This window comes from Bradyrhizobium sp. MI1.3, from assembly GCF_055811695.1.
Genome location: NZ_JBVVPQ010000075.1, coordinates 1 through 24,370 on the forward strand (window position 1 = coordinate 1; position 24,370 = coordinate 24,370).

Genomic DNA, 24,370 nt, shown 5'->3' on the forward strand with positions numbered 1-24,370 from the left:
GGGTTCCTGGCAGCAGGGGGCCGATGTGTTGCGCACCCAGCTTCCTCAACGTCGTCCTGGCGAAAGCCAGGACCCATACCGCGGAATCCATCGATTGCGTGCGACCTCAGTTCCGGGCAATCCTCGCCAAACCGCTCCCTGGGGTAATGGGTCCTGGCTTTCGCCAGGACGACGTTGAGGAAGCTGGGTGCGCAACACATCGGCCCCCTGCTGCCAGGAACCCCTGCTGCCTGCGCCCGTTAGCCCCTCGATACCTGCCACCACTCGCAGAGCATCGAGCCATGTCCGACGCCTACGATTATTTTCGCGAGCACGCGATCGCCGCCGTCCGCAAGGCGCGGGCGCTGCCGCCCGGGCGGCCGAAGCAGAAGCAGCGCACGGTGGCGCGCGTCTATCATCTCCTGTCCAGGGAGGCCGCGCTGGCGCCGAACGTTCATCATCTGGATGATTTCCGCACGGCGCGACGGCTAGAGCAACAGATCGGCCGCTGATCTCCGGGCAGCCTGCCGGGATTCGTCCCATGCAAATTCGAACGGCTGCCATTCCACGGGAATAGAGTCCCGCGGCGCTCCACACAGGTTGACGTCTGGCCCGTCAGCCCGTTGGATGCGCGCGCAAACAGGGGCCTCTCATGACGTTTTCCAGCATCTTTGCGCAGTTCGTTGCGCTTCTCGGCGGCATCGCGCTGCAATGGCGGAAGCTGTCGGGCACCGTGCCTGCGCCGGCCTGGGGCCAGTCGCCCGCTATTCCCGAAGCCAAGCCGCAGGGCGCCATCCCGACACTGAAGATGCCGACGGCGCGGGGCTGGAGCGAAGGACAGAAGCCGACGGTCGCACCCGGGCTCAAGGTCAATGCGTTCGCGACCGGCCTCGACCATCCGCGCTGGATCGAGGTGCTACCCAATGGCGATGTGCTGATCGCGGAGGCGACGCAGATCGCGGGGGCGCCGCGGTCCGTGTTTCATTACGCGATGCAGGCAACGATGCGGCGCGCCGCCGCGCTCGGCGTCAGTGCCAACCGCATCACGCTGCTGCGCGACAAGGATGGCGACGGCGTCGCGGAGTATCGCGGCGCGTTCATGGAAAATCTCAGCCAGCCGTTCGGCATGGCACTGGTCGGCGACACCTTCTATGTCGGCAACACCGACGGCGTGATGGCCTTCCCGTACGTGGCGAACGCCGATCGCATTACCGCGCCGGGCAAGCGCCTCACCAATTTCAAGCCAAGCGGCCACTGGACCCGCAGCCTGCTCGCAAGCCCCGACGGCAAAAAACTCTATGCCGGCGTCGGCTCGCTCAGCAACATCGCCGAGATGGGCATGGAGGTCGAGGAAGGCCGCGCCGCGGTCTACGAACTCGACCTCGTCGCCGGCACGCACCGCATCTTCGGCGCCGGCCTGCGCAATCCCGTTGGTCTTGCCTGGGAGCCGACGACCGGTGTGCTTTGGACCGTCGTCAACGAGCGCGACGGCCTCGGCGACGAAACGCCGCCGGACTATCTGACCTCGGTGCGCGACGGCGGCTTCTACGGCTGGCCCTATTGCTACTGGGGCAAGACGGTTGACGAGCGCGTGCCGCAGGATCCGGCGATGGTCGCCAAGGCGCTCACGCCGGACTACGCGCTCGGCGGCCACACCGCTTCGCTCGGCCTGTGCTGGATGCCGGCGGGCACGCTGCCTGGCTTCCCCGACGGCATGGCGATCGGCCAGCACGGCTCGTGGAATCGCAGCACGCTGTCCGGCTACAAACTGGTGTTCATCCCGTTCGAGAACGGAAAGCCTTCGGGTCCCGCACGCGACATCCTGTCCGGCTTCCTGGCACCCGACGAAAAGGAATCCTACGGCCGCCCGGTCGGCGTCGTGATCGGTCCTGACAAGAAGTCGCTGCTGATGGCCGACGACGTCGGCAACGTGATCTGGCGCGTGACGGGCGCGTAGGCGGAAGTTATGTCGAGATACGCGCTGCGGGCTCCCTACACCTCTCGCGCTTGCGGGAGAGGTCGGCGCAGAGCGCCGGGTGAGGGCTCCCGCCTCTGGGGGATTGTCCCATTGCGGAGACACCCTCTCCCCAACCCTCCCCCGCAAGCGGGGGAGGGAGTGCACCGCCGTCTGGGCTAACCAAATCCCACCTCACTATGTCCCTACACACAACGTGGCGCGCTGCTTGCGGAGCAGGGCGATCACGGACAGCGCCGTAATCAACCCGGTCTTGGGATTCTCGGACGGGATATTCTCGATTGACATCGAGAAGCGCGCCGAATCCGCCTCGACCTCGATGCGGTGAACATTGCGCGTCACGGTCGGGTCGGCCCAGATTTGCACCTGGGTGCGATCCGGCCCGACGCCCGCGAGCGACAGCGCGACCGCGACGTTGAGATTGGCCGGAAAGCCTTTTGCGGCCTCGCGCGCCGTGCCTTCGAACAGCTTCAGCGGCTCGCGCAGATTGTCGATATCGATGTTGTTCTGGACGATGAACGGCGCGCCCTTCAAGCCGTCGATCGGCTTGCGCGTCACCATCCTCACCGAATGAATGGTGCCGATCGCAGCCGCGTTGACGGCGTCGAGTCCGATCAGCGCGCCGGTCGGCACGAGGATGCGGCCGCCATTGGCGCGGGCGAGATCGACAAGATCGAAATTGTCGAGCAGCCCGCCGACACTGACGACGACCGCGGCCCTGCCGCGTTTCACCGCGGGCTCGACGATCGCACGCAGTTGGCTGCTCGGCGCGCATTCGACCACGATGTCGGCGGCGTCGCCGAGTTGGTCGAGCGGCAGGACGGATGGCGGACGACGCAGGCTGGCGAGGAACGTCTGATGCTTTGCGGGATCGCGCACCGCCACGGCAGAGAGCGTCAATCCTTCGATGCCCTGATCGAGCGCGGTCGCGATCTTGGTGCCGATCGAGCCGAGCCCCGCGATGGCAACCCGCAATTCGTTCGAAGCTCTCCGTTCCGTCATCGCATCACCCTTCTCGCCCAGCCGATGTCATAGCGCCTCAGGCGTCCCGCGCATAGCTGCGCAGGCGCGCCTCGAGCACGGACAGCATCGCGTCGCGGGCCGGGTCACGCGAGCCGCGCAGCCATGCGGCAGCGAGCGGCAGCCGGCCGACGGGTCCGATCTGCTTTGGCCGCAGCGGCACGAAGCGCACGCCGGATACCGCCATCCGGGTGGACCAACGCGGCACGATTGCGACACCGAGCCGGGTTGCGACGAGATTGATGATGGTCTGCTTCTCGTCGGCGACCTGCACGATGCGCGGCGTGAGGCCAGCCTGCTCGAACAGTTTCATGGTGAGGTCGTGGCTGTGCGGCCGCGAGCGGCGATCAGGCACCAGCATCGCCTCCTCGGCGATCTCCGCCAGCGTGATCGACTTGCGTTTGGCCAGCGCGTGGCGCTGCGGGAAGGCCACGATGGCTGTCTCCTGCAGCAGATCGCGGAATTCAAGCCGCTTGTCCCGCTGAGCCGGTGGACGCACGAAGGCAAGATCGAGCGCGCCGGTCAGGATCTTTGGCAGCAGCCGGACGGTCTTCTCCTCCAGAAGCTGCACCGCGATATCAGGACGCTTTGCGCGGAAGTCGCGGAGCAATGCCGGTAACAGCCCCGCCGCAGCACTGTCGATGGCGCCGACCCGGAGTTTTCGAGCAGCCCCTGCGCGCGAGCGATTGCGCAGATTGCTCTCGACCGCCTCCACGCGGGCGAGGATGGCACGGGCATCGCGCAGCAGCATTGCGCCATCTTCCGTCAGCGACACCGCCCGCGTCGTCCGCGCGAACAGCCGCGTATCCAGATCCTGCTCCAGCAGCTTGATCTGGCGGCCGAGTGCGGAGGGCAACATCTGGAGATGCTGCGCCGCGCGGCCGAAATGCAACTGCTCGGCCGCCGCCACGAAGCATCGCAACTGATGCAATTCCATTCACCGGTCCTCTGATCCTGTGACGGAATTATATCATTTTTTTGTATAAACCAGTGTCGATTGAGTCCCTGCCCCTCCCCGCCTAGGTTCCCTAGCGTCACGCAATCCCACCGACATCTGGACGGAGCACTTCATGCGCACCCATTCGATTGCAGCGATCCCCGCCGACGGCATCGGCCCCGAGGTCATCTCCGCCGGCGTTCGCGTGCTGGAGGCGCTGGCCAAACGTAGCGGCGATCTCGCCTTCAACATCAAGACGTTCGACTGGGGTTCGGACTATTACAAGAAGCACGGCGTCATGATGCCGGCCGACGGCCTCGCGGAGCTCAAGAAATTCGACGCGATCTATTTCGGCGCGGTCGGTGCGCCCGACGTGCCCGACCACATCACGCTGTGGGGCCTGCGGCTGCCGATCTGCCAGGGCTTTGACCAATACGCCAATGTGCGGCCGACCAAGATTCTGCCGGGCGTCGCCTCGCCGCTGCGCAATGTCGGCGTCGGCGACCTCGACTGGGTGATCGTGCGCGAGAATTCCGAGGGCGAGTATGCCGGCATGGGCGGCCGCGCCCACAGGGGTCTCCCCGAAGAGGTCGGCACCGAGGTCGCGGTGTTCACCCGCGTCGGCGTGACGCGCATCATGCGCTATGCGTTCGAGCTCGCCCGGTCGCGTCCGCGCAAGTTCCTGACCGTGGTGACCAAGTCGAACGCGCAGCGCCATGGCATGGTGATGTGGGACGAGATCGCCGCCGAGGTCGCGGCCGAATTCCCCGATGTGACCTGGGACAAGATGCTGGTTGACGCCATGACGGTGCGCATGACGCTGCATCCGAAGAGCCTCGACACCATTGTCGCGACCAATTTGCACGCCGACATCCTCTCCGACCTCGCCGGCGCGCTGGCGGGAAGCCTCGGCGTCGCGCCAACCGGCAATATCGACCCGCAGCGCCGCTTCCCCTCGATGTTCGAGCCGATCCACGGCTCGGCGTTCGATATCACCGGCAAGGGCATCGCCAATCCGGTCGCGACGTTCTGGACCGGCGCGCAGATGCTGGAGCATCTCGGCGAGAAGGACGCGGCGGTGCGGTTGATGGCGGCGGTGGAGAAAGTATGTGCAGCCGGCGTGCTGACGCCCGATGTCGGTGGCACGGCGACGACGAAGGACGTGACGGACGCCGTGATCGAGGCGATCCACGGATCGAACGCGTTGTCCGAGGTGCGTCTCCCTCCCCGCCCGTTCTTGCGGCGAGAGGGTTAGGGAGGCGCGGGGGATTCCAAAAAATTTTGGATCCCCTCTTGAAACCAAAACAGGCTTTTTTTATTTTTCCGCTGCCGCCGAGAGGTGGCGTTCCCGACGCCTGGTGGGTCGGGAAGCTGAGACGGGCACCGGTCGTGTCCGGTGTCGTTCGTATCCATTTTGCTCCTTGGAGGATCTGGCTATGCGCACTTACGACTTCTCTCCCTTGTGGCGTTCGACCGTTGGTTTCGACCGCCTTTTCGACCTCGTTGAAACGGCACAGCGTGCCGGCGAGGACAACTATCCCCCCTACAACATCGAACGCATCGGCGAGGATCGCTACCAGATTTCGCTTGCGATTGCGGGCTTTGCACCCAACGAGGTCGCGGTGACGGCCGAGCAGAACGCGGTGACCGTCGAGGGAAACAAGCCGGACAGGACCGAACGCGAATATCTCTACCGGGGCATTTCCGCGCGGCCGTTCAAGCGGCAGTTTAACCTGGCCGATTATGTTCAGGTGCACAGCGCCTCGTTCGAGAACGGCCTGCTCAAGATCGAACTGGTCCGGGAAATCCCTGAAGCCATGAAGCCGCGGCGAATTGCCATCAATGCCGCGCCGTCCGGCAACGTGCATCAACTCGAGGGCAAAGCCGCCTGAATTTGGTCTGTCGGAGACCCGGTGATCCCGCCCGATCGTCGGGCGGGATCGACCATGGCCTTCGACCGCGCACCCGAATGCAAGTCAGAGGTTTAAAGAAAGGAGGAGGACCTCTCATGCTCGATCATGTCGACAACATCATCGATCTGAATGCGATATTGCACCCTGGCTCTGTCTATGATCATCCCCGCGACGTCCTAGCCGATCCAACTCTGTCGATCGGCGAGAAGCGTGCAATCCTCGCGTCCTGGGCTTCGGACGCAGCCAGTATCGCCTCGAGTCCGGCATTGCGCGAACTGCCCGGCTCGGGCAAAGCCGTCACCATCGACGAAATTCTGGAAGCGCTCGCGAGCCTCGACCACCATCCGAAAGGACCTCCGGGTGGCAAGCCGGTCCGCACGCGATCCGTCGAACGAACCGGCCTCGCAGCCTAGGCAACGACAGCTCAACGAGGATTGCGATGATGGTTGATGAAGAGCTGGCCTTGTTGCGCGGCCACCGCAGCAACATCAGCCGCTATCAGCGGTTGCTCAAGACCGAGCTGACCGAGTTCGAGCGGCGGTTCATCGAGAGACGTGTGTCCGAGGAGCGTTCGGCGATCGAGAAGCTCGCCCTCTCCGCCTTTCCGCTCACCTTTCAGGCCCCGAACGGCGCGATGGGGAACGCAATCACGCGCCGGGCGGCAAGCAGCCACGGCTAATTGACATGCCCGAACACCTCCCGACGTTCGAAGTGTTCCTGAAGAAATGCGGTCGAAGGACATGGCGATGGCATGTCTGTACGACGGAGGGACGCCTCGTCATGCACGGCTTCGAAAATGGCCGACCCGCCGCCAAATATGCGGCTGAAAGGGCATTGTTTCTGATGCTTCTCGCCGCGCCCTATCGCCCGGCGGGCCGGGCTTCCACCACGGCTCGCTCCTCCTTGGCGACATCCGCATCAAGATGGCTGCCGCGACACAAGATTCGTGAATGACAGGCGCCGCGAGGGATGGTGCCTGGCATCAGCCAAGCTCCATCCCGGCGATCTCCGTTGCTGACCGCTTACCGCCGTGCGGCCGGCGGGGTCGCCATGGCGGCTGTCGGCTCCGGCGGCGTCAGGTGGCGCGGGACGATGATGGACTGGCCGGGGGTGAGCGTGGCGTTCTCCGGCAGCGAATTGCTCTGCGCCAGCGACCACAGCGGCACGCGATTGGCCGCCGCGATGCTCTCCATGGTGTCGCCGCGGCGCACCGGTTGCCGCACGCCGCTGTCCCACAATTCGACCAGCGTATTCGCCGGCACGAGATAGCGCAGCGGCACGGCATCGACCTGCGTCTGGGGCGGAATGCGCGGCAACTGCGTGACCATGTCGACGATCTGACGGTGGATGTCGTCGGACTTCTCGATGTTGATGTGGCTGACCCGCGCGTTCTCCTTCAGGTCATAGCTCGCATAGTGACCGCGATAGCCCGGCACCGCGACCACGTTGCCGCCGCCAAGCACGCTGTCGGAGAGGTAGATGTTGATGAAGCGCTCGACATTGAGCGGCACGTCGCCGGTCGCATGCGCGGGATCGATGGTGATGACGAGGCTGATCGGGATGTTCTCCTTGGCCGCCATCTCCGAGATGACGATCGAGCAAAGCCCGCCCATCGAATGCCCGATCAGCACGATCGGCGCCGGCGTTTCCTTGTAGCTGGAGATGGCACGATCGCCGATCCATCGGCAGATGGTGAATTCATAGACGTTGGCGGAAAAGCCGGCCTGCGTCAGTTTCTCTTCGAGCCGGTCCATGCCGGTGGAGAAGAACGGCCCCATGGCGCCCCGAAACAGGTAGATTTTCGGCGGCGGCAATGGCTCAAACGGTACGGGCGGTGGTGCGGCGGGTGCGGCCGCGGCGGGCTTCGTCTTGGCAGGTGAGGCAACGGCCGTCCCGGTGCTTAAGGCGAGCAGCGCAACGGCTGCCAGCGCGAGAAGTCGCCTCAAATCGATCATCAGTCCAGCAGTCCCACTCCGGGAGGCTGCAGCCTCCCCCAAAGGCGCTTAGTGACGGCCGATTGGGTGGAATTTGGGGCACGGAACCGGGGCTCGATCCGCGCTCATTCCAGCATCTCGACACCCAATCACTGCACGCTCTTGAGCCTGCTGCGGTGGGCAGCCTGTTTCGCGCGGTTGCCGCAGACCGCCATGATGCACCATCGCCGCGCGCGCCTGCGCGTGTGGTCGGCGAACAGCATGGTGCAGTTGTGCCCCTCGCACGCCTTGACGTTGGAAAAGTCCTCGTCGCATACGAACTTCGCCATGGCTTCGCCAACCGGCAGCAATAGCGCTTCCGGCGAGCGCCAGCGCCGTTTCATTCGCAATGCGAGAGCGCCGCCATCGTGAGGCCCGGGCTCGATCCGGCTGAAGGCTTCGTCGCGCTCCAGCAGGCTGTTCAATGGACCGAGCTCGCGCAATGCATCCCTCGTGAGCGGCCGGCCCGCATGCTTGCGCACGAATCCCCTGAACCATTCGCGCAAGGCGCGCGCCTGATCCGCGACCTTGTGCAGTTCGTCCGGCGTGGCGCGGGCCGTCAGCGCGTGCAGATCATCCGGCGGCACCAGCTTTGCCTGCGCCAGCCAGTCGATCAGGCCATGACCACCGTCGATCCAGTCCACCGGCGTATCGACCGGTGTCGCCACCGAGTTGAGAAAGTCGAGGCCGAGCGAGTCGGCGATGAACATGGCGGGCGGGCGATCCATGAGCGGTCCTTGGCCGGTCGGGAGAACATGGACCTACATAACCGGTTAAGGCGCCATTGACAAGTTACGACGGTGGACGTAACCTGTTATCTAGCTTTAATAGGGTTACTACCAATGGAGAAGGTCATGTCAATCACGTACCGCAGCGCGGATGTCGACGGATTCAAGGTGGCCTATCGCGAGGCCGGCACTGTCGGAGCGCCAAAACTCCTGCTGCTTCACGGCTTCCCCAGCGCAGGCCACATGTTTCGCGACCTCATTCCGCTGCTTGCGGACAGGTTTCATATCGTGGCGCCCGACCTTCCCGGCTTCGGCCAATCCGGCATGCCTTCGCGCGAAAGCTTCCGTTACACGTTCGATAGCGTCGCACGCGTGATCGAACGCTTCACCGAGGTGATCGGCTTCGACCGGTTCGCGGTCTACGTCTTCGACTACGGCGCGCCGACTGGTTTCCGGCTTGCGCTCAGCCACCCCGAGCGGATCACGGCGATCATCTCGCAGAACGGCAATGCCTATGAGGATGGCCTTAGCGACAACTGGACTCCGCTCAAGGCCTATTGGCAGGATCCCTCGCCGGCCAATCGCGACGCGCTGCGCGCGCTCCTCACGCCGGAAGCCACGCGCTGGCAGTACACGCATGGTGTTTCCGATCCGATGACCGTGTCACCGGATGGCCAGAACCTCGACAATTTCTACCTTGCGCGCCCGGGCTCGGACGACGTGCAGCTCGACCTGTTCGGCGACTACAAGAGCAACGTCGCGCTCTACCCCGCCTTCCAGGACTATTTCCGCAAGCACAAGCCGCCGTTCCTGGCGGTCTGGGGCAAGAACGATCCGTTCTTCATTCCGCCCGGCGCCGAAGCGTTCAAACGCGACAATCCGAATGCCGTGGTGCAGTTCTTTGACACCGGTCATTTCGCGCTGGAGACGCATGCGAAGGAGATCGCGGACAGCATTCGCGCGTTCCTGACGTAACGGGGGCCGTCCTGCGCGATGTTTACGCCGCCAAACTCTGCTGATCGCGGAATGCGCTGATCGCCATGTGGACGAGATGCAGCTTGCCCTTGACCGCCGGCGATATGTCGAAGGGATATGCGTCGCTCATCCCAAGCGAGCGGTTGAGTTCGTTGATGCTGCGGGCAAGCGGCATCCACAGGGCCAGGAGTGCCTCGAAGTCGCTCTCGAGATAGGGATCCGTCAGGGTCTGGCGGGCGCGCTCGTCCAGCGACAACGGCAAACCTGCCAGCGAGTCGAGCGTCGACACAATGTGCAGGAAATGCGCGAACGTTTCCGCCCAATCCTCCCAGGGGTGGGACGTGGCGTACTCGCTGATGAAGCCGCTCCGGTCGTATGAACGGTCGGCGCGGCTGTAATAGGAGTTGATTGCGGCCTGATAGTCCTGCGCCTGGTCACCGAAGATCAGCTTGAACGGGGCCTGGAATGTCGTGCCGTCAACGAGCAGGTCCCAATAGAAGTGACCGATCTCGTGCCGGAAATGTCCGAGCAGCGTGCGGTACGGCTCCCGGAATGCCACGCGGCGAGATTCTCGTTCGACATCGTCGGCCTCGGCAAGGTTGAGCGTGATCAGGCCCGAGAGATGCCCGGTCAGGATCGGACTGACCTCGTCCGAGAGAATGTCGAAAGCCAATGGTTCGCCGCTGCGCGATGCGAGCGGAAGCCTGAGGCGGCTGAGATCATAGAGAAGACGGCGCTTGGCTTCCTCCATGCGGCGCCAGAGCATGACGTTTCTGGTGCTGCCGAGGTTCGGAATCGTGCGCGTGACGCGACACGAGCCGCAATACCAGTTCGCGCCCTCGACACACCAGTTGCAGCCGATGATCTCGCGGTTACGGCAAGCTTGATGGGATGCAAGTTTCGTCATCTCGATGCGCGAGGAATCGAATGCCAGCTCGGTGCTGCAATTCGCGCACGCGACGTGCTCGAACGAGACAGGATGGCGGCATGACGGGCACTGAAAAAACTTCACGTGGACTGGCCCCAGACAGACGGCACACCGGAACACCGGCCTGTCAATTCGAGGAACTCTTATTTCTTGCGACCGTCGCTGTTGCCTGCGAGCAGCGCCCGCTGCGTTCGCAGCGCGTGCTGTCTCAACAGGCCAGCTCGCGTCGCGCTCAACTGGCTCGATTGAGGCTGCGGCTTTTTCTCAAGGACGTTTTCGGAAACAGGGCGACCGGCCCACGCCCGCTCGGGCTGAACCGCCATGGGGCCGACGTTTCGTTTCCTTGTCATAGTGTGACAACACCAGATCGGGTGCCGAGTTCCCTTCCTCCGACCGGCAGGTGATCGAGTTTGGCTCTGCAGATACGACAATGCCGCCGTCTGCATGACGGCGGCATTGTCAATTCAGCGGCTTGCGGCGAAGGCTTAGTTCCGGGGAGCCGTTGCCGCCGCCGACCGCGCCGGCCTGGGCGCGCCGGGTTCGGCAACCGGAGCCGGTGCGCGCGAGCGCATGATTGCGGCGTCGATCTCGGCGATCACGCGGCGCTGGATCGCTTCGTTCTTGTCGATCGAGATGTGGCCGACACCGGAGCCGCGGACGTCGACATTGTCGAGCTTGCCGCGAAAACCGTCCGCGCGCTTCACCGGCTCGCCGGGGCCGTCGCCGATATAGATGTTGATGTAGCGTTCGGCGCCGGTCGACAGTTTGGTCTTGAACACGGAGTCGAGCCCGATCGCGAGCTTCACGGGCACGCCAAGACGGTTGAGCTTGGCGATCATGTCCGGCAGCGCGGTTGCGCCGGAGGAGTGCCCGACCAGCACGATGGTCTTGAGCCGGCCGGCCTTGTAGGCGGTGGCGGCCTCATCCGCGAGCGAGGACCACGACACGAAATTCGCGACGGTCACCGGGATGCCCTGCGCCTGGAGCCGGGCGCCGATCGTGTCGAGCCCGAGCGAGAAGATGTTGAGCACGCCGCGGAGGAGGTAGACATGCGTGGTCGCGACCGCAGCCTGGCTCGGCGCCGCCTTGACGGTGGTCGGGCTGATGGCAACAGCTGACAGCAGAAGCAGGCCCATCGCCCATGCACGGAGGGCGGACAACTGGCTGGTGCCGGCGGTGTGACGGCCGTTCGGTCTCATCGATCTTTTCCTTGGGAATATGCTTCGGCCGGAATCGTAGCCATGGCCTGCTCGCAGACGCAACAAAGAGCCGCGTGAACGACGATCTTAGCAGCAAGCCGTGACCATCGCGCAACACTTGCTCGAAACCTGCCACGGAAGGGCCTGTTTTGAGGCCATTTTTCTCCGGCTAATTGCAGCCGGGCAAGGGCATTCCTATCTCAGGGCTCCGCTGACCGTCCTCCCGGCAGGTTCCAGCCTCCCCTCCCCAGCCTTCGCCCCCCTCAGACTTGCGGCCATCATGTCCTCCATCATTTCCGTCGCCAATTTGTCGAAGACCTATGGGTCCGGCTTCAAGGCGCTCAAGACCGTCAATCTCGACATCAAGCGCGGCGAAATCTTCGCGTTGCTCGGCCCCAACGGCGCCGGCAAGACCACGCTGATCTCGATCATCTGCGGCATCGCCAATCCGAGCGAAGGCAAGGTCCTGGTCGGCGGCGAGAACATCCAGACCTCCTATCGCAAGGCGCGCTCGCTGATCGGGCTGGTGCCGCAGGAATTGCACACCGATGCCTTCGAGAGCGTGTGGGCGACCGTGAGCTTCTCCCGCGGGCTGTTCGGCAAGCCGAAGAACCCCGATCATATCGAGAAGGTGCTGAAGGACCTCTCGCTGTGGGACAAGAAGGACAGCAAGATCATCACGCTCTCCGGCGGCATGAAGCGTCGCGTGATGATCGCCAAAGCGCTGTCGCACGAGCCGCAGATCCTGTTCCTGGACGAGCCCACCGCCGGCGTCGACGTCGAGCTGCGCAAGGGCATGTGGGAGGTGGTGCGCACGCTCCAGCAATCCGGCGTCACCATCATCCTGACCACGCATTACATCGAGGAAGCCGAGGAGATGGCCGACCGCATCGGCGTCATCAACAAGGGCGAGATCGTGCTGGTCGAGGACAAGGCCACCTTGATGCAGAAGCTCGGCAAGAAGCGGCTGACGCTGCATCTGCAAGGCAAGCTCGATGCGCTGCCGGAGAGCCTCGGGCATTACGAGCTCGACCTCTGCGACGGTGGCGCGACCCTGGTCTACGACTACGACACCAAGGGCGAGCGCACCGGCATCACCAGCCTGCTCGGCGACCTCCGCACCGCCGGCATCCGTTTCAACGATCTCGACACGACGCAATCGTCGCTCGAGGATATCTTCGTCGACCTCGTGAGGGCGTCATGAACTACCGGGCTGTCCGCGCCATCTATCTGTTCGAAATGGCGCGCACCTGGCGCACGCTGCTGCAAAGCATCGTCTCGCCGGTGGTCTCGACCTCGCTGTATTTCGTGGTGTTCGGCGCCGCGATCGGCTCGCGCATCAGCCAGGTCGAGGGCGTCAGCTACGGCACCTTCATCGTGCCGGGCCTGATCATGCTCTCGGTGCTGACGCAGAGCATCGCCAACGCCTCGTTCGGCATCTACTTCCCGAAATTCACCGGCACGATCTACGAGATCCTGTCGGCGCCGATCTCCTATTTCGAGATCGTGCTCGGCTATGTCGGCGCGGCCGCGACCAAATCGATCATCCTCGGCCTGATCATCCTCGCCACGGCCGGCCTGTTCGTGCCGCTGCACATCCATCATCCGGTCTGGATGCTGGCCTTCCTGGTGCTGACGGCGGTGACGTTCAGCCTGTTCGGCTTCATCATCGGCATCTGGGCCGACGGGTTCGAAAAGCTGCAGATGATCCCGATGCTGGTGGTGACGCCGCTGACCTTCCTCGGTGGCAGCTTCTATTCCATCGACATGCTGCCGCCCGCCTGGCGCACGGTGGCGCTGCTCAATCCGGTCGTCTATCTGATCTCCGGCTTCCGCTGGAGCTTCTACGAGATCGCGGACGTCAGCGTATCCGTGAGCATCGGCATGACGACGGCGTTCCTGGTGATCTGTCTGGTCGTGATCTGGTGGATTTTCCGCACGGGGTATCGGTTGAAGAACTGACCCCGGCCGTCATTCCGGGGGCACGCGCGCGCCCCGGAATCGCCAGGGGTTACCGATAGCAGTGGAAGCGGTTGTATCCGTCGTAATAGCCGCGGCAGCGGCGGTGGCCGCGATGGGGAATGCCGAACACACCCTCGACTGCTCCCACGGCCCCGCCAACGCCGGCGCCGACCGCGCCACCGACCACGCCGCCCACAGGACCGGCGATACGGTTGCCTTCATAAGAACCTTCCTGGGCGCCGCGCACGATGCCCTGCGCGTGCCCGGCATGTGGCAGCGACAACAGCGCCAGCGCCATGGCGGCGGCTGCAAACAGCAGGCGGACGGGCAAACCGGCCGGCAATGACGCGGCGGTGATACGGGCTTTGTTCATTTTCGGTCCCAGGGACGGTGTAAGGGGCAATTGGCGGCGAACGCCGCCTGTCGAGGCAGGCATCTTCAACGCCGGGCGCGGCCAAATGGTTGCGCCTTTGTGACGAATTGTCGGCGTTGTGAACGCGTGCCCGCTCGCGAAAATGTCAGCATCGCCACGGGCGGCGCGGCACAAAGCGGCCTTGCTAACGCCCGCCGTCACGTTAACGATGGCCGGGCAGGCCGCTGGAACGAAAGCCGGATTGCAGGCATATTGCACGCCGGGGGACGGAGAGCCGCGGCGCCTAGCGTGAACAGGCCGGAGGCCAGAACTCAGATGCGTTCGTTTTTTATTGCTTTCACCTCCCTGATGCTTTTGAGCGCGGGCGCCGCGCAGGCCAAGGTCGAGATCACCGTCGACAAGGACAATCAGCAGATGACCGTCGCCGTCGACGGCATCGCGCGCTATCACTGGCCGGTGTCGACAGGCATCCCCTCCCGCGAGACGCCGAACGGCGCGTTCCGTGCCTTCCGCATGGAAGAGGACCACTACTCCAAGGAATTCGACGACGCGCCGATGCCGCATTCGATCTTCTTCACCAAGATCGGGCACGCCATCCACGGCACAGACTCGGTCGGCCGGCTCGGCACACCGGCGTCTCATGGCTGCGTGCGGCTGTCGCGGCAGAACGCCTCGACGCTCTACGCGCTGGTGCAGCAGCAGGGCGTGCTCAACACCACGGTGACGCTGACCGGCTCGTCGCAGGTGGCGCTCGCCCGCAACCCGCGCGGCCGCAACCCCACGGCTGTCGCCCGCGCACCGCAGCCGACCGAGGAGCAGTACGCCACATCAGGCGACCCCGTGAATCTCGCACCGACGGCCCAGCCCGCCCGCCGCTACATGCCCCAGGACGACAATTACATCTATCCAGCCGATGGCAGCGACACCGGCACGCGCTACCCGGCACCGCGTGGCAGCCGCCCGCTCTATGACGCGCAGGTCTACCAGCAGCAGCCGCAGCAATATTACAATCAGGGCAACGGCACCTATTATCAGCCGCAGCCCCGGCAGGTTTACCAACCGCGTGGCTATTACTACCAGAACTGACGCTATCTGGACGCGGCGTTGCCGGGCAATCAAATCAGAAAGCCGCTGCCGCGACGGGCGCTTGCCGCAGTCGACCGCTGGAAATAGCGCCGGCCTGTGCACGGATTGGGCACCGGCCGACGCAAGGAAGCAACAGTCCACAACCTTCGACGCGGCGGCGTTCCGGCCAAATTGACAACCAGGGGGTCGCCCGTATTGTCGTTCCCATTGTTTCTGGGACATGACATGACACGCGAGCAGATTTCGGATTTCTGCGTTACCGCCCTGGCAAATATCCTGCGAATTTCGAGCGACCGCGTCGACATCGGCACGAAATTCAGCCGCCTCGGGCTCGATTCGGCGATGCTGGTCTACCTGATGATGGAACTCGAGGAGAAGCTCGACCTCGAACTATCGACGGACGACTTCTACGACCATCCGACCGTTGAGGCGCTGTCGCGATTTCTCGCCGACAAGCGCGCAATCCGCCCCGCCGCCTGAGGGCGGCTGAAGCCGGCGCAACCCATGGAAACCTTCCGCTCGCTCGTGGCACTGCTGGCCCGGCGTGCGGCGGAGCAGGCCGACGACCGCGTCTATGTCTTCGTCTCCGATCGCGGGACGGAGGAAGCTGCCCTCAGCTTTCGACAGCTGCACGATGCCGCGGGCGCGCTCGCGTTGCGACTGACCGTGGCCGCGCGTCCCGGCGACCGCGCCATCCTGGTGTTTCCGCCCGGCATCGAGTTCATGGTGGCGTTCTTCGGCTGTCTGATGGCCGGCATCATCGCCGTGCCGATGATGATGCCGCGGCGAAACAGCGCGCGCGATGCCAGCGCCGCGATCCTCGCCAATTGCACGCCGGCGGTGGCGCTGACCAATTCGGCCGTCGCGCTCCGTGGTGATCTGCGGGCACGCTTCGCGCATGAGAACATTCGCTGGATCGAGGTCGATCTCGCCGCGGACGATGGTGAGACAATCGAACTACCCGAGCCGGCGCCGGACGACATCGCCTTCCTGCAATACACCTCCGGCTCGACGTCCGCGCCCAAAGGCGTGATGGTGAGCCACGCCAATCTGCTCGCCAATCTCGAGATGATCCGGCTCGCGCTCGGCAACACCCGGCAATCGACTTACGTCAATTGGGTGCCGCTCTATCACGACATGGGGCTGATCCTGAACGCACTGCAGGCGCTCTATGTTGGGGCGACCTGCGTGCTGATGGCACCGAATGCGTTCATGCAGCGGCCACTCGGCTGGCTGCGCGCGATCTCGCATTTTCGCGCGGAAGTGGCGTGCAGCCCGAATTTCGGCTTCGATCTCTGCGTCAGCCGCTATCGCGCCGACCAGATGGAGGGCGTCGACCTGTCCTCGCTCAGGATCGCGCTGAACGGCGCAGAGCCGGTGCGTGCGGAAACCATCGAGCGGTTCGTCCAGACATTCGCGCCCCACGGCTTCGATCCGCGCGCGATGTATCCCGCCTACGGAATGGCGGAAGCGACACTCCTGATTTCCGGCGGACGCCGCGGCGGAGGTCATGTCACACGCAGCCTGAGCCGCACGGCGCTTCAGGCGCATGCGGCGGAAGCGCCTTCCGGCGCCGAAGACACGCAGATCGCCGTCGGCTGCGGGCGCGCGCTCACCGGCGAACGGATCGCGATCGTGGACCCGGACAATCGGACGCGCCTGCCCGCGGACCGGGTCGGTGAAATATGGGTGAACGGCGCCAATATTGCCCGCGCCTATTGGCGCAACGACGAGGCGACGCGCGAGGGGCTCAATGCGCAGATTGCCGCCGAAAACGGGGCATGGCTGCGCACCGGCGACCTCGGCTTCGTCGACGCCACGGGCGAATTGTTCGTCACGGGACGGATCAAGGACCTCATCATCATCCGTGGCATCAACCATTATCCCCAGGACGTCGAGCGCACCGTGCAATCGCTCGATCGAGCTTTGCGCGAAAATTGCGGCGCGGCGTTCTCGGTGCCGGACGAGACCGGCGAAGAAACACTCGTCATCGTCCAGGAAATCGAGCGCACTGCGCGCCACTCGATCAACACCGAAGCCATCAAGGGTCGGATTCGCGAGGCCGCCGCCGACAACCACGAGCTCTCCGCGCGCCACATCGCGCTGATCCGGCCCGGCACTCTGCCGAAGACCACCAGCGGCAAGATCCAGCGCAAGCTGGCACGCAAGCTCTGGCTCGATGGGGGATTCGAGCAGCTCGGCTGAGACGGTTCAGAAATCGATCTTCGCGCTCTCCCCATCGCGCAGGCTCGCAGCGATCCCCTGCTCGATCTTGCGCGCGAGGATGGGGCGATAATGGATGAAGTCGGCAAAATTGGCGCGGTCGCGCGTGAGATCGTTGTCAACGCGATAGCTGATGAAATTGCTACGCGGTCGGCCCGCGACCACTTTCTTCAGCGCCGCGTCGCAGGCGCAGCGCTCCAGGGCGGTTTCCGTACCGGGCTTCGGCACGGTGGTCGCGAAGGTCGGCGGCACGATGATGACGACGGGCACATCGGCCGACAATGTCCTGACGGTATCTGCGAGCACAGCGATCTCGGGAAATGTCGCCCGCATCTCGGTGGACGAGGACGGCGCCGGATCCCTGGGCCAGCCGACTTCCTTGAATTGACCCGGCGGCCAGATGTCCTCATAGCTGACAAAGCCGTCGGGGTTCATCCGTGGTCGGCGACCAAGCCCGATACTGATGCGCTGAAAAGCGTGCTCGATCGCCTGCCAGGAGATCAGCCGTGCAGCGTAAGTGACGACGCTTCTGTCGTAGAGCCAGTCGGGAAACGGGACGCCGCCCTCCTCCTTCGCCCGTGCATGCGCGCACCAGCCGGGGTCAGTCACGACCACCAGTGCACCAACATCCTTGTGATTTCGGAGGAAGAAGTCCAGCACCGCGAGCTCCTGGCGGGGAAACGCACCGGTCATGTAGAGCTGCACGAAGCGCAGGCCGGTTGCGCGCGACAATTCCGTCGGCTCGATCATCTGCGCCGTCGAATTACCCAGGATAGCGGCATTGAAATCCGGATTCCTCGCGCGGCTCGCGGCCGTGATCTGGGTCAGACGATTGTCGACGCCCTCGATGCCGAACAGACCGAGCTTGCCGCTGTCATAGGGATCGACCGCCACCATCAGTGCGAGCACCAGCAGCGCAGCGCCGATCAGCGTGCCCAGACACGCGAGCAAGCTCCGGCCCCAGCCGGGGTCGGTCTCAGAATTTGAAGTAGACGAACTCATGGAGATCCCGACCACCCATGTGAAGCAGCAATGCGAACAGCCCAAGACCGAGCAGACCTGCGAGCCACGGATTGGGACGGCGCGTGAGCACCGCCACAATGTCCTGGCTCGCCGGCAGCAGGAAGGCGAACAGCGGCGCTGCGACCAGCGGCCACAAATGCTTTCCGCGCTCGAGCGGCAGCGGCGAAACCAGTCCGGCGAAGACATGCCATGCCGCCTCCACCGATCCCGCACGGAAGATCACGCCGGTCGCGAGCACGAACAATACGGTGAGCGCCCAGCCGAGCCATGACGGGAACTCCGGACCGTAGCGGCGCCACAGCGTGCAGGCGACCAGCGCAAGACCGTGCAGCACGCCCCACAGCACGAAGGTCCAGCTCGCGCCGTGCCAGAGGCCACACAGCGCCATCGTGATCATCATGGCGGCGAAAAACTGTACGGGAAGCCAGCGCCGCGGCAACAAGCGCAGATTGACCAGCGGGTAAAAGACGTAGTCGCGGAGGAACAGCATCAATGTGATGTGCCAGCGCTGCCAGAAATCCTGGATATTGGTCGAGCGCAGCGGCGCATCGAAATTGTACGGCAGCTGTACGCCGAACAGGAGGCCGAGGCCGATCGCGATGTCGGAATAGCCGGAGAAATCGAACAGGATCTGGAAGGAGAAGCAGAAGGCGAGCCACGCATCGCCGCTGGGCAAGGGCCCGTTCGCTGCCTGCGCGTAGATGGGATCGAGCAGATGCGCGAGGCCGTCGGCGATCACGATTTTTTCGAACAGGCCGATCGCGATGAAGCAGGTCGCGACGCAGAACTGGCGCTGCCAGCCCGGAACGTAGATCTGCCTGCCGAACTGATGCATCACCTCCGACCAGCGCGCCAGCGGGCCGGCGATCGCCTGCGGGAAGAAGGTGATGTAGAGCGCGTAGCGGTCGAGCGCATAGAGCGGCGCCCTCCCGCGCTTCAAGTCGACCAGATACATGATGTGGTGGAAGGTGAAGAAGGAGATGCCGAGCGGCAGTCCGACATCGAGCACCGGCAACGTCGTACCCAACGCCAGACCGAGATTGGCGAGAAGGAAGTTGGCGTATTTGAACAACGCCAGCACCGCGAGATCGAGCATGAGCACCAGCGTCAGCACCGCCGGCCACTTCACGCGCCCATAGGCGACCGAGGCAAGCCAGTTGATCACGATCAAGCCGATCAGGAGCAGGATGAAGGACGGGCTGCCCCAGGCATAGAAGGCGAGCGACAGCGCGACCTGCACGCCCATGCGCAGATGCGGATAGGGATCGGCCAAGCGATAGATCAGCAGCGCCGCGGGCAGGAAGACCAGGAGGAAGGGATAGTCGTTGAACAGCATCGGTTCAAAGCTGCGCCATCGCCGGAGTGAGCCGGCGGATGATGCTCAGCCCGTTTCGAGGTCGGGCGCAGCGTCGCCCGGCTGCCGCAGCATGCGTCGCGCAATCTTCTCCTCGCTCGGCACCTTGACGTCCCAGGCCAATCCGAGCGCTTCCAGGGCGCGGATGAAGATGAAGCCGGGATCGAATTCGAACCAGCGCAGGCCGAAGGCCGCGGAATAGGGAAAGGCGTGGTGATTGTTGTGCCAGCCCTCGCCCCAGGCAAGCCAGGCCATCACACCGAGATTGCGGCTATTGTCGTCGCGGGTGACGAAGGGCTGCGCGCCAAAGCTGTGCATCACGGAGTTGATGGCCGACATGGTCTGCTCGACCACGAACATGCGCACCACGCCGCCCCAGAGCAAGCCGGTCAGCGCGTTCCACAGGCTCATGGTGGCGACGCCGCCGATCGCGGCCGGCAGCACCAGGCCGAGACCGACCCAAGTGTAGTAGTAGCTGTTGACGGCAACCAGCCTGCGATCCGCCATCAGATCCGGGACATAGTGCGCAACGTTGGGATAATCGTGCTCGATCATCCAGGTCAAATGCGCGTGCAGGAAGCCGCGCAGGCGGCCGAACGGGCCCTCGCCGTGCAGCCGCGGCGAATGCAGATCGCCGTCGTGATCGGACAATTCGTGGTGCCGGCGGTGCATTGCCGCCCAGGACAGCATGGGACCGCGGCCGGCCATCGATCCCATCACGACCAGGATCGCACTCATCACCGTGGAGGTCGCAAAGGCGCGGTGGGTGAAGAGCCGGTGATAGCCGACGGTGAGGCCGAGGCCGGTGACCAGCCAAAAGCCGACGAACAGGCCAAGCTCCGCCGCGCCAATCGGGCGGTAGAGCAGAAGCACCAGCGCCACCAGTGTGCCGACGAAGGGCAAAACGTCGAAGATGATGAAATGCCGGCGCTGCATCCGGCGAAAATGCCGGCTACGAATAATTCGATGATCGTGTTGCTGCTGCACGGGCGGGATTCCAGGGCGCCGACCATGAGTACATACCCCCGCGGCGGCCGCAACCCAAGCCACCGCCCAAGGTTTCAACAGCCACGAAAGCCTATACTATGGGCCGGACATGCCCAAATGCGTTCAAATATCCCTTTCCGCTTGCCCCACGAGCCGCCATGCCGTCACGTGCTGCGACGATCTTGACCGTACTGTCACTTCTCATTGCGGGACCGGCCATGGGGGCTGATTCGGCTTTCGACCTCGAGGCCCATCGCGGCGGGCGGGCACTGCTGCCGGAAAACACGCTTCCGGCCTTCGCCAACGCGCTGTCGATGGGCGTGGACACGCTGGAGCTCGACGTCGGCATCACTGCCGACGGCGAAGTCGTCGTCTCGCATGAGCGCGGGCTCAACCCTGATATCACGCGGGATGCGAGCGGCGCCTATGTCGCGGCTCCCGGCACGCCCTTCGTGAAGCTGCGGCTCGAGCAGGTCAGGAGCTACGACGTCGGCCAGATACGTCCGGACAGTCCTTACGCGAAGCAATTTCCCGATCAGCGCGCCGTGCCCGGGACCCGCATTCCGACCTTGAGCGAACTTTTCGCGCTGGTGCGCAAATCCGGCAACAATCGGGTGCGCTTCAACATCGAGACCAAGATCGATCCGAACCATCCGGACGAGACGCTCGATCCGCAAGCTTTCGTCACCAGGCTGCTCGCGCTGATCGAAGCCGAAAAATTCTCCGACCGCGTCATGATACAGTCGTTCGACTGGCGGACCCTGCTGCTCGTCCAGCAGCAGGCACCGAAGATGCCGACGGTGTACCTGACGCTCCAGCGCGGCTCGAGCCAGACGGTGGCGCTGGACAAGGCGACCAGCTGGACAGCCGGGTTCAGCCCGGCCGATCACGGCGGCTCCCTGCCGCGAACCATCAAGGCTGCGGGCGGCGCGATCTGGTCGCCCTATTTCGGCGATGTGACCGCGGCGCTGATCGCCGAGGCACACGCGCTCGGGCTGCACGTCGTGGTCTGGACGGTCAACAAGCCTGAGGACATGGCGCGGATGATCGAGATCGGCGTCGACGGCATCATCTCCGACAGGCCCGATTTGTTGCGGCAAGTCGCGGGCGAGAAGGCAATTGCGTTGCCCGCGGGGACACCGGTGACGCCGTGAGGCCGAGCCGCAGGCTTTCTGCTGTAGCCCGGATGGAGCGCAGCGCAATCCGGGACGTTCTTGCCTCGCGGTGATTAACGGCCCCGGATTTCGCTGCGCTCCATCCGGGCTACGAAGTGTCCCTACTCCCCGTCCCGCAAACGCCGGTACAGCGCGCCCAAGATGTTGGAGTAATCGTCGGTCCAGACCCGCACCCGGTCGTCGGCTTCGGTCTGCTCCCATGATTTCGACGATGCGAGCCTGCCGACGTCGGCATCCTCGCGGGCGGAGATGACGACGTCGGTCGAGAAGATGTAGTCGCCATCGCGCCCCGAATCCTCGTTGTAGACCCAGCTCTTGAGATCGTTGGAATCGGCGATGCCGACCACGACGGTCTCGAGATCGAGGTGGCGGTTGGACACGTGCATCACCACGGCGCCGTGCGGAGCGAGCTTGTCCTTGTAGATCTTCATCGCCTCTTCGGTCGCAAGATGGATCGGGATCGCATCCGACGAATAGGCATCGACGATGATGAGATCATAGGCGCCGTCCGGCTCCTTCGCGAAGGTGAGGCGAGCATCGCCGATCACCGGCTTCAGGCCCGGCATGCAACTCGAGATATAGCGGAAATTCTTCGGATCGCTTGCCGCGTCGACCATGGACTGATCGATCTCGAAGAAGGTCCAGCTCTCGCCAGGCTCGGCGGCGCAGGCGAGCGTGCCCGATCCGACGCCGATCGCCGCGACCTTCAAGGGCGCGCCCTTGCGCTCCCGGATCGCGGTCACGGCCTGACCGATGCCGCCATCCTTGTGGTAGTAGGTGATCGGCTCGGGCCGTCCGGTGACCGGCGTGCCGTCATTGTTGAGGAAGCGCTCGGCGCCGTGGATCGTGGTGCCGTGCATCAGCACGTGGAAATAGCCGCCGGGCGTCACGACGATCTTGTGCACGCCGAAGAAGCTGCGCACCGTGGTGACGCGGCCTTCATCCGCCGGATAAACCCGGATCAACGCCAGCGCGAGCGCGACGGTGGCGAATATCTTCCAGCGGCCGGCGTTGACCGCCAGCGCCAGCAGGGCGGCGAGCACGCCAATGCCGCCGGCCACCCAGACGCGATGATCCTCGAACCAGGTCGACAGCCCGCCCGTCGTCATGGACGGCGCAACGAGCACGACGGCGAGCGCGGCAAGCGCCAGCCAGTACCATTTGATGATGCCCGCCAGCCGCTCGTTCGCGGGCGGCCGGCACAGCGCGGCAAGCGCGACCAGGATCGGATATTCGGCGATCCAGGAGAATGTGAACGGCGCAACGAGCCCTGCGAACAGGCCGCCGACCATGCCGCCGAACGACAGCGCGACATAGAATCCGGTGAGATATTTCGCGGCCGGCCGGGTCCGCGCCAATTCGCCGTGGCAGGCCATCGCGATGACGAAGAAGCACAATTGATGGCCGCCGAGCGTCAGCAGCAGGTTCTGTTCGCCGCCGAACGCCAGCAGGAAGACGACGCCCGCGATCGCGACCGGCTGGAGCATCAGCATCCATTTGTGCGGCAGCAGCGGCCGCGACTGGAACACCACCACCCAGGTCAAGAGATACAGCGACAGCGGCAGCACCCACAGCAGCGGCGCTGCCGCAACGTCGGTCGAGATGTGCGCGGTGACGGCGATGAGCAGGCCGGACGGCACTCCGGCGAGGAATATCCAGCGCAGCCGCGTCATGAAACCGGGCGCAGGCGCATTCAAATCCTCGGTTCGCACATCGACCATGGCGAGCTTCGGCGAGCGCAACAGCAGCACGCCGCAGGCGGCGATCAGGACGATCAGAATGCCGTAACCGCCGGTCCAGAGCCGGTTCTGCGTGTGCAGCGTGAACATCGGCTCCAGCAGGAATGGATAGGACAGCAGGGCGAGGAAGCTGCCGATGTTGGAGGACGCATAGAGGAAATAGGGATCATGTCCGGCAGGATGCCCGGTGCGGACGAACCAGGCCTGCAGCAACGGATTGTTGGCGGCGAGCGCGAAGAACGGCAGTCCGATCGAGATCACGAACAGGCCAAGCAGCCAGATCGCGTAGCCCGAAGCGGGCGGATCGCCATAGGCGGACGCGATGCCGAGCGGCAGCGTGGCGAAGGCCGCGATCAGCAGCAGGAGATGCACCACCACCGGAACGATGCGATTCCTCACCTGCATCAACACATGCGCATAGGCGTAGCCCGCCAGCAGCAACGACTGGAAGAACACCATCGCCACCGACCACACCGCCGGCGAGCCGCCGAGCCGCGGCAGGACCATCTTGGCGAACAGCGGCTGCACCGAGAACAGCAACAGCGCGCTGACGAAGATCGCTGCGGTGTAGACCGTCAGCAGCAGCCGGTTGCGTGACGAGGATGACTGCTCCGTGGCGGCGGGTTGCACGATCGAATCCATGGAAGCTCCGGCATAATCCCGGCGGGTGCCGGGCGCGCGCAATGGAGCACAAGGCGCCTGAACGGGCAATAAAGGGTCTCGTGATGTTGCAGCGGGAAATGCTTGATATAAGACGGTCGTGCCGGGGCGATGCGACGGGACCGCGAAGCGCGGCCCGGAGCATCGAACCCGGAACCTCG

24 protein-coding genes are annotated in these 24,370 nt (G+C 64.4%); 13 read left to right on the plus strand and 11 right to left on the minus strand.

Annotation, left to right across the window (positions count from 1 at the left end; all coding sequences use genetic code 11):
* Positions 1-281 precede the first annotated feature (281 nt).
* Positions 282-491 carry a hypothetical protein gene (locus AC0L3A_RS33665; protein WP_007600906.1) on the plus strand — a complete coding sequence of 70 codons (210 nt, stop codon included), beginning with the start codon at positions 282-284 and terminating at the stop codon, positions 489-491.
* 140 nt (positions 492-631) lie between these two features.
* Positions 632-1,936, plus strand: coding sequence for a PQQ-dependent sugar dehydrogenase (locus AC0L3A_RS33670; protein ID WP_007600905.1), 1,305 nt, complete (start codon positions 632-634; stop codon positions 1,934-1,936).
* A gap of 195 nt (positions 1,937-2,131) precedes the next feature.
* Here the strand turns inward: AC0L3A_RS33670 and AC0L3A_RS33675 are convergent, their stop codons facing one another.
* Complete coding sequence (locus AC0L3A_RS33675; RefSeq protein WP_007600904.1) at positions 2,132-2,956, minus strand: aspartate dehydrogenase; 825 nt, start codon at positions 2,954-2,956, stop codon at positions 2,132-2,134.
* Positions 2,957-2,993: 37 nt separating this feature from the next.
* Complete coding sequence (locus AC0L3A_RS33680) at positions 2,994-3,911, minus strand: LysR substrate-binding domain-containing protein (RefSeq protein WP_007600903.1); 918 nt, start codon at positions 3,909-3,911, stop codon at positions 2,994-2,996.
* A gap of 133 nt (positions 3,912-4,044) precedes the next feature.
* On the opposite strand from AC0L3A_RS33680, the gene AC0L3A_RS33685 reads away from it, so the two are divergent.
* The 4 genes from AC0L3A_RS33685 to AC0L3A_RS33700 all read left to right on the plus strand — a co-directional run bounded on the left by AC0L3A_RS33685 (position 4,045) and on the right by AC0L3A_RS33700 (position 6,503).
* Positions 4,045-5,166, plus strand: a complete 1,122-nt coding sequence (locus tag AC0L3A_RS33685; protein WP_473255980.1) for a tartrate dehydrogenase — start codon at positions 4,045-4,047, stop codon at positions 5,164-5,166.
* A gap of 181 nt (positions 5,167-5,347) precedes the next feature.
* Complete coding sequence (gene hspD, locus AC0L3A_RS33690) at positions 5,348-5,803, plus strand: small heat shock protein HspD (protein WP_035994254.1); 456 nt, start codon at positions 5,348-5,350, stop codon at positions 5,801-5,803.
* A 116-nt stretch (positions 5,804-5,919) separates the two neighbouring features.
* Entirely contained in the window at positions 5,920-6,237 is a 318-nt protein-coding gene (locus AC0L3A_RS33695) for a hypothetical protein (protein WP_007600899.1), read from the plus strand.
* 26 nt (positions 6,238-6,263) lie between these two features.
* Positions 6,264-6,503: a hypothetical protein gene (locus tag AC0L3A_RS33700; protein WP_007600897.1), complete on the plus strand. Its 240-nt coding sequence runs from the start codon at positions 6,264-6,266 to the stop codon at positions 6,501-6,503.
* A 343-nt stretch (positions 6,504-6,846) separates the two neighbouring features.
* On the opposite strand, the gene AC0L3A_RS33705 is transcribed toward AC0L3A_RS33700, so the two are convergent.
* Positions 6,847-7,779: a LysM peptidoglycan-binding domain-containing protein gene (locus AC0L3A_RS33705; RefSeq protein ID WP_007600895.1), complete on the minus strand. Its 933-nt coding sequence runs from the start codon at positions 7,777-7,779 to the stop codon at positions 6,847-6,849.
* A gap of 128 nt (positions 7,780-7,907) precedes the next feature.
* Positions 7,908-8,525, minus strand: a complete 618-nt coding sequence (locus AC0L3A_RS33710; RefSeq protein ID WP_473255981.1) for a CGNR zinc finger domain-containing protein — start codon at positions 8,523-8,525, stop codon at positions 7,908-7,910.
* A gap of 126 nt (positions 8,526-8,651) precedes the next feature.
* On the opposite strand from AC0L3A_RS33710, the gene AC0L3A_RS33715 reads away from it, so the two are divergent.
* Entirely contained in the window at positions 8,652-9,500 is an 849-nt protein-coding gene (locus tag AC0L3A_RS33715) for an alpha/beta fold hydrolase (protein WP_007600892.1), read from the plus strand.
* A gap of 22 nt (positions 9,501-9,522) precedes the next feature.
* Here AC0L3A_RS33715 and AC0L3A_RS33720 read toward each other — a convergent pair whose 3' ends face one another.
* Both AC0L3A_RS33720 and AC0L3A_RS33725 read right to left on the minus strand, forming a co-directional pair.
* Positions 9,523-10,512 carry a zinc-binding metallopeptidase family protein gene (locus tag AC0L3A_RS33720; protein ID WP_007600891.1) on the minus strand — a complete coding sequence of 330 codons (990 nt, stop codon included), beginning with the start codon at positions 10,510-10,512 and terminating at the stop codon, positions 9,523-9,525.
* Between the two features lie 401 nt (positions 10,513-10,913).
* Positions 10,914-11,627 (minus strand): hypothetical protein, encoded by a 714-nt coding sequence (locus tag AC0L3A_RS33725; protein ID WP_007600890.1) that lies wholly within the window; start codon positions 11,625-11,627, stop codon positions 10,914-10,916.
* Positions 11,628-11,907: 280 nt separating this feature from the next.
* On the opposite strand from AC0L3A_RS33725, the gene AC0L3A_RS33730 reads away from it, so the two are divergent.
* Both AC0L3A_RS33730 and AC0L3A_RS33735 read left to right on the plus strand, forming a co-directional pair.
* A complete protein-coding gene (locus tag AC0L3A_RS33730; RefSeq protein WP_473255982.1) occupies positions 11,908-12,831 on the plus strand; it encodes an ABC transporter ATP-binding protein in 924 nt (307 codons plus the stop codon).
* Positions 12,828-13,589, plus strand: coding sequence for an ABC transporter permease (locus tag AC0L3A_RS33735; protein ID WP_007600888.1), 762 nt, complete (start codon positions 12,828-12,830; stop codon positions 13,587-13,589). The genes AC0L3A_RS33730 and AC0L3A_RS33735 overlap by 4 nt, the downstream gene beginning before the upstream one ends.
* Before the next feature lie 49 nt (positions 13,590-13,638).
* Here the strand turns inward: AC0L3A_RS33735 and AC0L3A_RS33740 are convergent, their stop codons facing one another.
* Entirely contained in the window at positions 13,639-13,962 is a 324-nt protein-coding gene (locus AC0L3A_RS33740; RefSeq protein ID WP_007600887.1) for a hypothetical protein, read from the minus strand.
* 315 nt (positions 13,963-14,277) lie between these two features.
* On the opposite strand from AC0L3A_RS33740, the gene AC0L3A_RS33745 reads away from it, so the two are divergent.
* From AC0L3A_RS33745 to AC0L3A_RS33755, 3 genes are all read left to right on the plus strand, one after another.
* Positions 14,278-15,048 (plus strand): L,D-transpeptidase, encoded by a 771-nt coding sequence (locus AC0L3A_RS33745; RefSeq protein ID WP_007600886.1) that lies wholly within the window; start codon positions 14,278-14,280, stop codon positions 15,046-15,048.
* Positions 15,049-15,273: 225 nt separating this feature from the next.
* Positions 15,274-15,528: an acyl carrier protein gene (locus tag AC0L3A_RS33750; RefSeq protein ID WP_018454262.1), complete on the plus strand. Its 255-nt coding sequence runs from the start codon at positions 15,274-15,276 to the stop codon at positions 15,526-15,528.
* Between the two features lie 24 nt (positions 15,529-15,552).
* The gene (locus tag AC0L3A_RS33755; protein WP_473255983.1) at positions 15,553-17,253 is read left to right on the plus strand and encodes a fatty acyl-AMP ligase; all 1,701 of its coding nucleotides are present in this window, start codon (positions 15,553-15,555) and stop codon (positions 17,251-17,253) included.
* A gap of 6 nt (positions 17,254-17,259) precedes the next feature.
* On the opposite strand, the gene AC0L3A_RS33760 is transcribed toward AC0L3A_RS33755, so the two are convergent.
* From AC0L3A_RS33760 to AC0L3A_RS33770, 3 genes are read right to left on the minus strand one after another with little or no spacing between them, the layout of a single operon-like run.
* Positions 17,260-18,222 carry a hypothetical protein gene (locus AC0L3A_RS33760; RefSeq protein WP_473255984.1) on the minus strand — a complete coding sequence of 321 codons (963 nt, stop codon included), beginning with the start codon at positions 18,220-18,222 and terminating at the stop codon, positions 17,260-17,262.
* Positions 18,223-18,247: 25 nt separating this feature from the next.
* The gene (locus AC0L3A_RS33765) at positions 18,248-19,630 is read right to left on the minus strand and encodes an MBOAT family O-acyltransferase (protein ID WP_473255985.1); all 1,383 of its coding nucleotides are present in this window, start codon (positions 19,628-19,630) and stop codon (positions 18,248-18,250) included.
* Between the two features lie 45 nt (positions 19,631-19,675).
* The gene (locus AC0L3A_RS33770; RefSeq protein ID WP_473255986.1) at positions 19,676-20,584 is read right to left on the minus strand and encodes an acyl-CoA desaturase; all 909 of its coding nucleotides are present in this window, start codon (positions 20,582-20,584) and stop codon (positions 19,676-19,678) included.
* A gap of 209 nt (positions 20,585-20,793) precedes the next feature.
* On the opposite strand from AC0L3A_RS33770, the gene AC0L3A_RS33775 reads away from it, so the two are divergent.
* Positions 20,794-21,789, plus strand: a complete 996-nt coding sequence (locus AC0L3A_RS33775; protein WP_473255987.1) for a glycerophosphodiester phosphodiesterase — start codon at positions 20,794-20,796, stop codon at positions 21,787-21,789.
* Between the two features lie 122 nt (positions 21,790-21,911).
* On the opposite strand, the gene AC0L3A_RS33780 is transcribed toward AC0L3A_RS33775, so the two are convergent.
* On the minus strand, positions 21,912-24,191 hold the full coding sequence (locus AC0L3A_RS33780) for a spermidine synthase (protein WP_473255988.1): 2,280 nt from the start codon (positions 24,189-24,191) through the stop codon (positions 21,912-21,914).
* Positions 24,192-24,370: the final 179 nt, after the last annotated feature.

Bases quoted from the DNA above. Each gene is read 5' to 3' on its own strand.
- hspD (WP_035994254.1), top strand. From the start codon at position 5,348: ATGCGCACTTACGACTTCTCTCCCTTGTGGCGTTCGACCGTTGGTTTC.
- AC0L3A_RS33670 (WP_007600905.1), top strand. From the start codon at position 632: ATGACGTTTTCCAGCATCTTTGCGCAGTTCGTTGCGCTTCTCGGCGGC.
- AC0L3A_RS33755 (WP_473255983.1), top strand. From the start codon at position 15,553: ATGGAAACCTTCCGCTCGCTCGTGGCACTGCTGGCCCGGCGTGCGGCG.
- AC0L3A_RS33685 (WP_473255980.1), top strand. From the start codon at position 4,045: ATGCGCACCCATTCGATTGCAGCGATCCCCGCCGACGGCATCGGCCCC.
- AC0L3A_RS33765 (WP_473255985.1), bottom strand. From the start codon at position 19,630: ATGCTGTTCAACGACTATCCCTTCCTCCTGGTCTTCCTGCCCGCGGCG.
- AC0L3A_RS33725 (WP_007600890.1), bottom strand. From the start codon at position 11,627: ATGAGACCGAACGGCCGTCACACCGCCGGCACCAGCCAGTTGTCCGCC.
- AC0L3A_RS33770 (WP_473255986.1), bottom strand. From the start codon at position 20,584: ATGCAGCGCCGGCATTTCATCATCTTCGACGTTTTGCCCTTCGTCGGC.
- AC0L3A_RS33775 (WP_473255987.1), top strand. From the start codon at position 20,794: ATGCCGTCACGTGCTGCGACGATCTTGACCGTACTGTCACTTCTCATT.
- AC0L3A_RS33740 (WP_007600887.1), bottom strand. From the start codon at position 13,962: ATGAACAAAGCCCGTATCACCGCCGCGTCATTGCCGGCCGGTTTGCCC.
- AC0L3A_RS33745 (WP_007600886.1), top strand. From the start codon at position 14,278: ATGCGTTCGTTTTTTATTGCTTTCACCTCCCTGATGCTTTTGAGCGCG.
- AC0L3A_RS33680 (WP_007600903.1), bottom strand. From the start codon at position 3,911: ATGGAATTGCATCAGTTGCGATGCTTCGTGGCGGCGGCCGAGCAGTTG.
- AC0L3A_RS33695 (WP_007600899.1), top strand. From the start codon at position 5,920: ATGCTCGATCATGTCGACAACATCATCGATCTGAATGCGATATTGCAC.
- AC0L3A_RS33750 (WP_018454262.1), top strand. From the start codon at position 15,274: ATGACACGCGAGCAGATTTCGGATTTCTGCGTTACCGCCCTGGCAAAT.
- AC0L3A_RS33735 (WP_007600888.1), top strand. From the start codon at position 12,828: ATGAACTACCGGGCTGTCCGCGCCATCTATCTGTTCGAAATGGCGCGC.
- AC0L3A_RS33675 (WP_007600904.1), bottom strand. From the start codon at position 2,956: ATGACGGAACGGAGAGCTTCGAACGAATTGCGGGTTGCCATCGCGGGG.
- AC0L3A_RS33710 (WP_473255981.1), bottom strand. From the start codon at position 8,525: ATGGATCGCCCGCCCGCCATGTTCATCGCCGACTCGCTCGGCCTCGAC.
- AC0L3A_RS33705 (WP_007600895.1), bottom strand. From the start codon at position 7,779: ATGATCGATTTGAGGCGACTTCTCGCGCTGGCAGCCGTTGCGCTGCTC.
- AC0L3A_RS33715 (WP_007600892.1), top strand. From the start codon at position 8,652: ATGTCAATCACGTACCGCAGCGCGGATGTCGACGGATTCAAGGTGGCC.
- AC0L3A_RS33665 (WP_007600906.1), top strand. From the start codon at position 282: ATGTCCGACGCCTACGATTATTTTCGCGAGCACGCGATCGCCGCCGTC.
- AC0L3A_RS33730 (WP_473255982.1), top strand. From the start codon at position 11,908: ATGTCCTCCATCATTTCCGTCGCCAATTTGTCGAAGACCTATGGGTCC.
- AC0L3A_RS33780 (WP_473255988.1), bottom strand. From the start codon at position 24,191: ATGGATTCGATCGTGCAACCCGCCGCCACGGAGCAGTCATCCTCGTCA.
- AC0L3A_RS33700 (WP_007600897.1), top strand. From the start codon at position 6,264: ATGATGGTTGATGAAGAGCTGGCCTTGTTGCGCGGCCACCGCAGCAAC.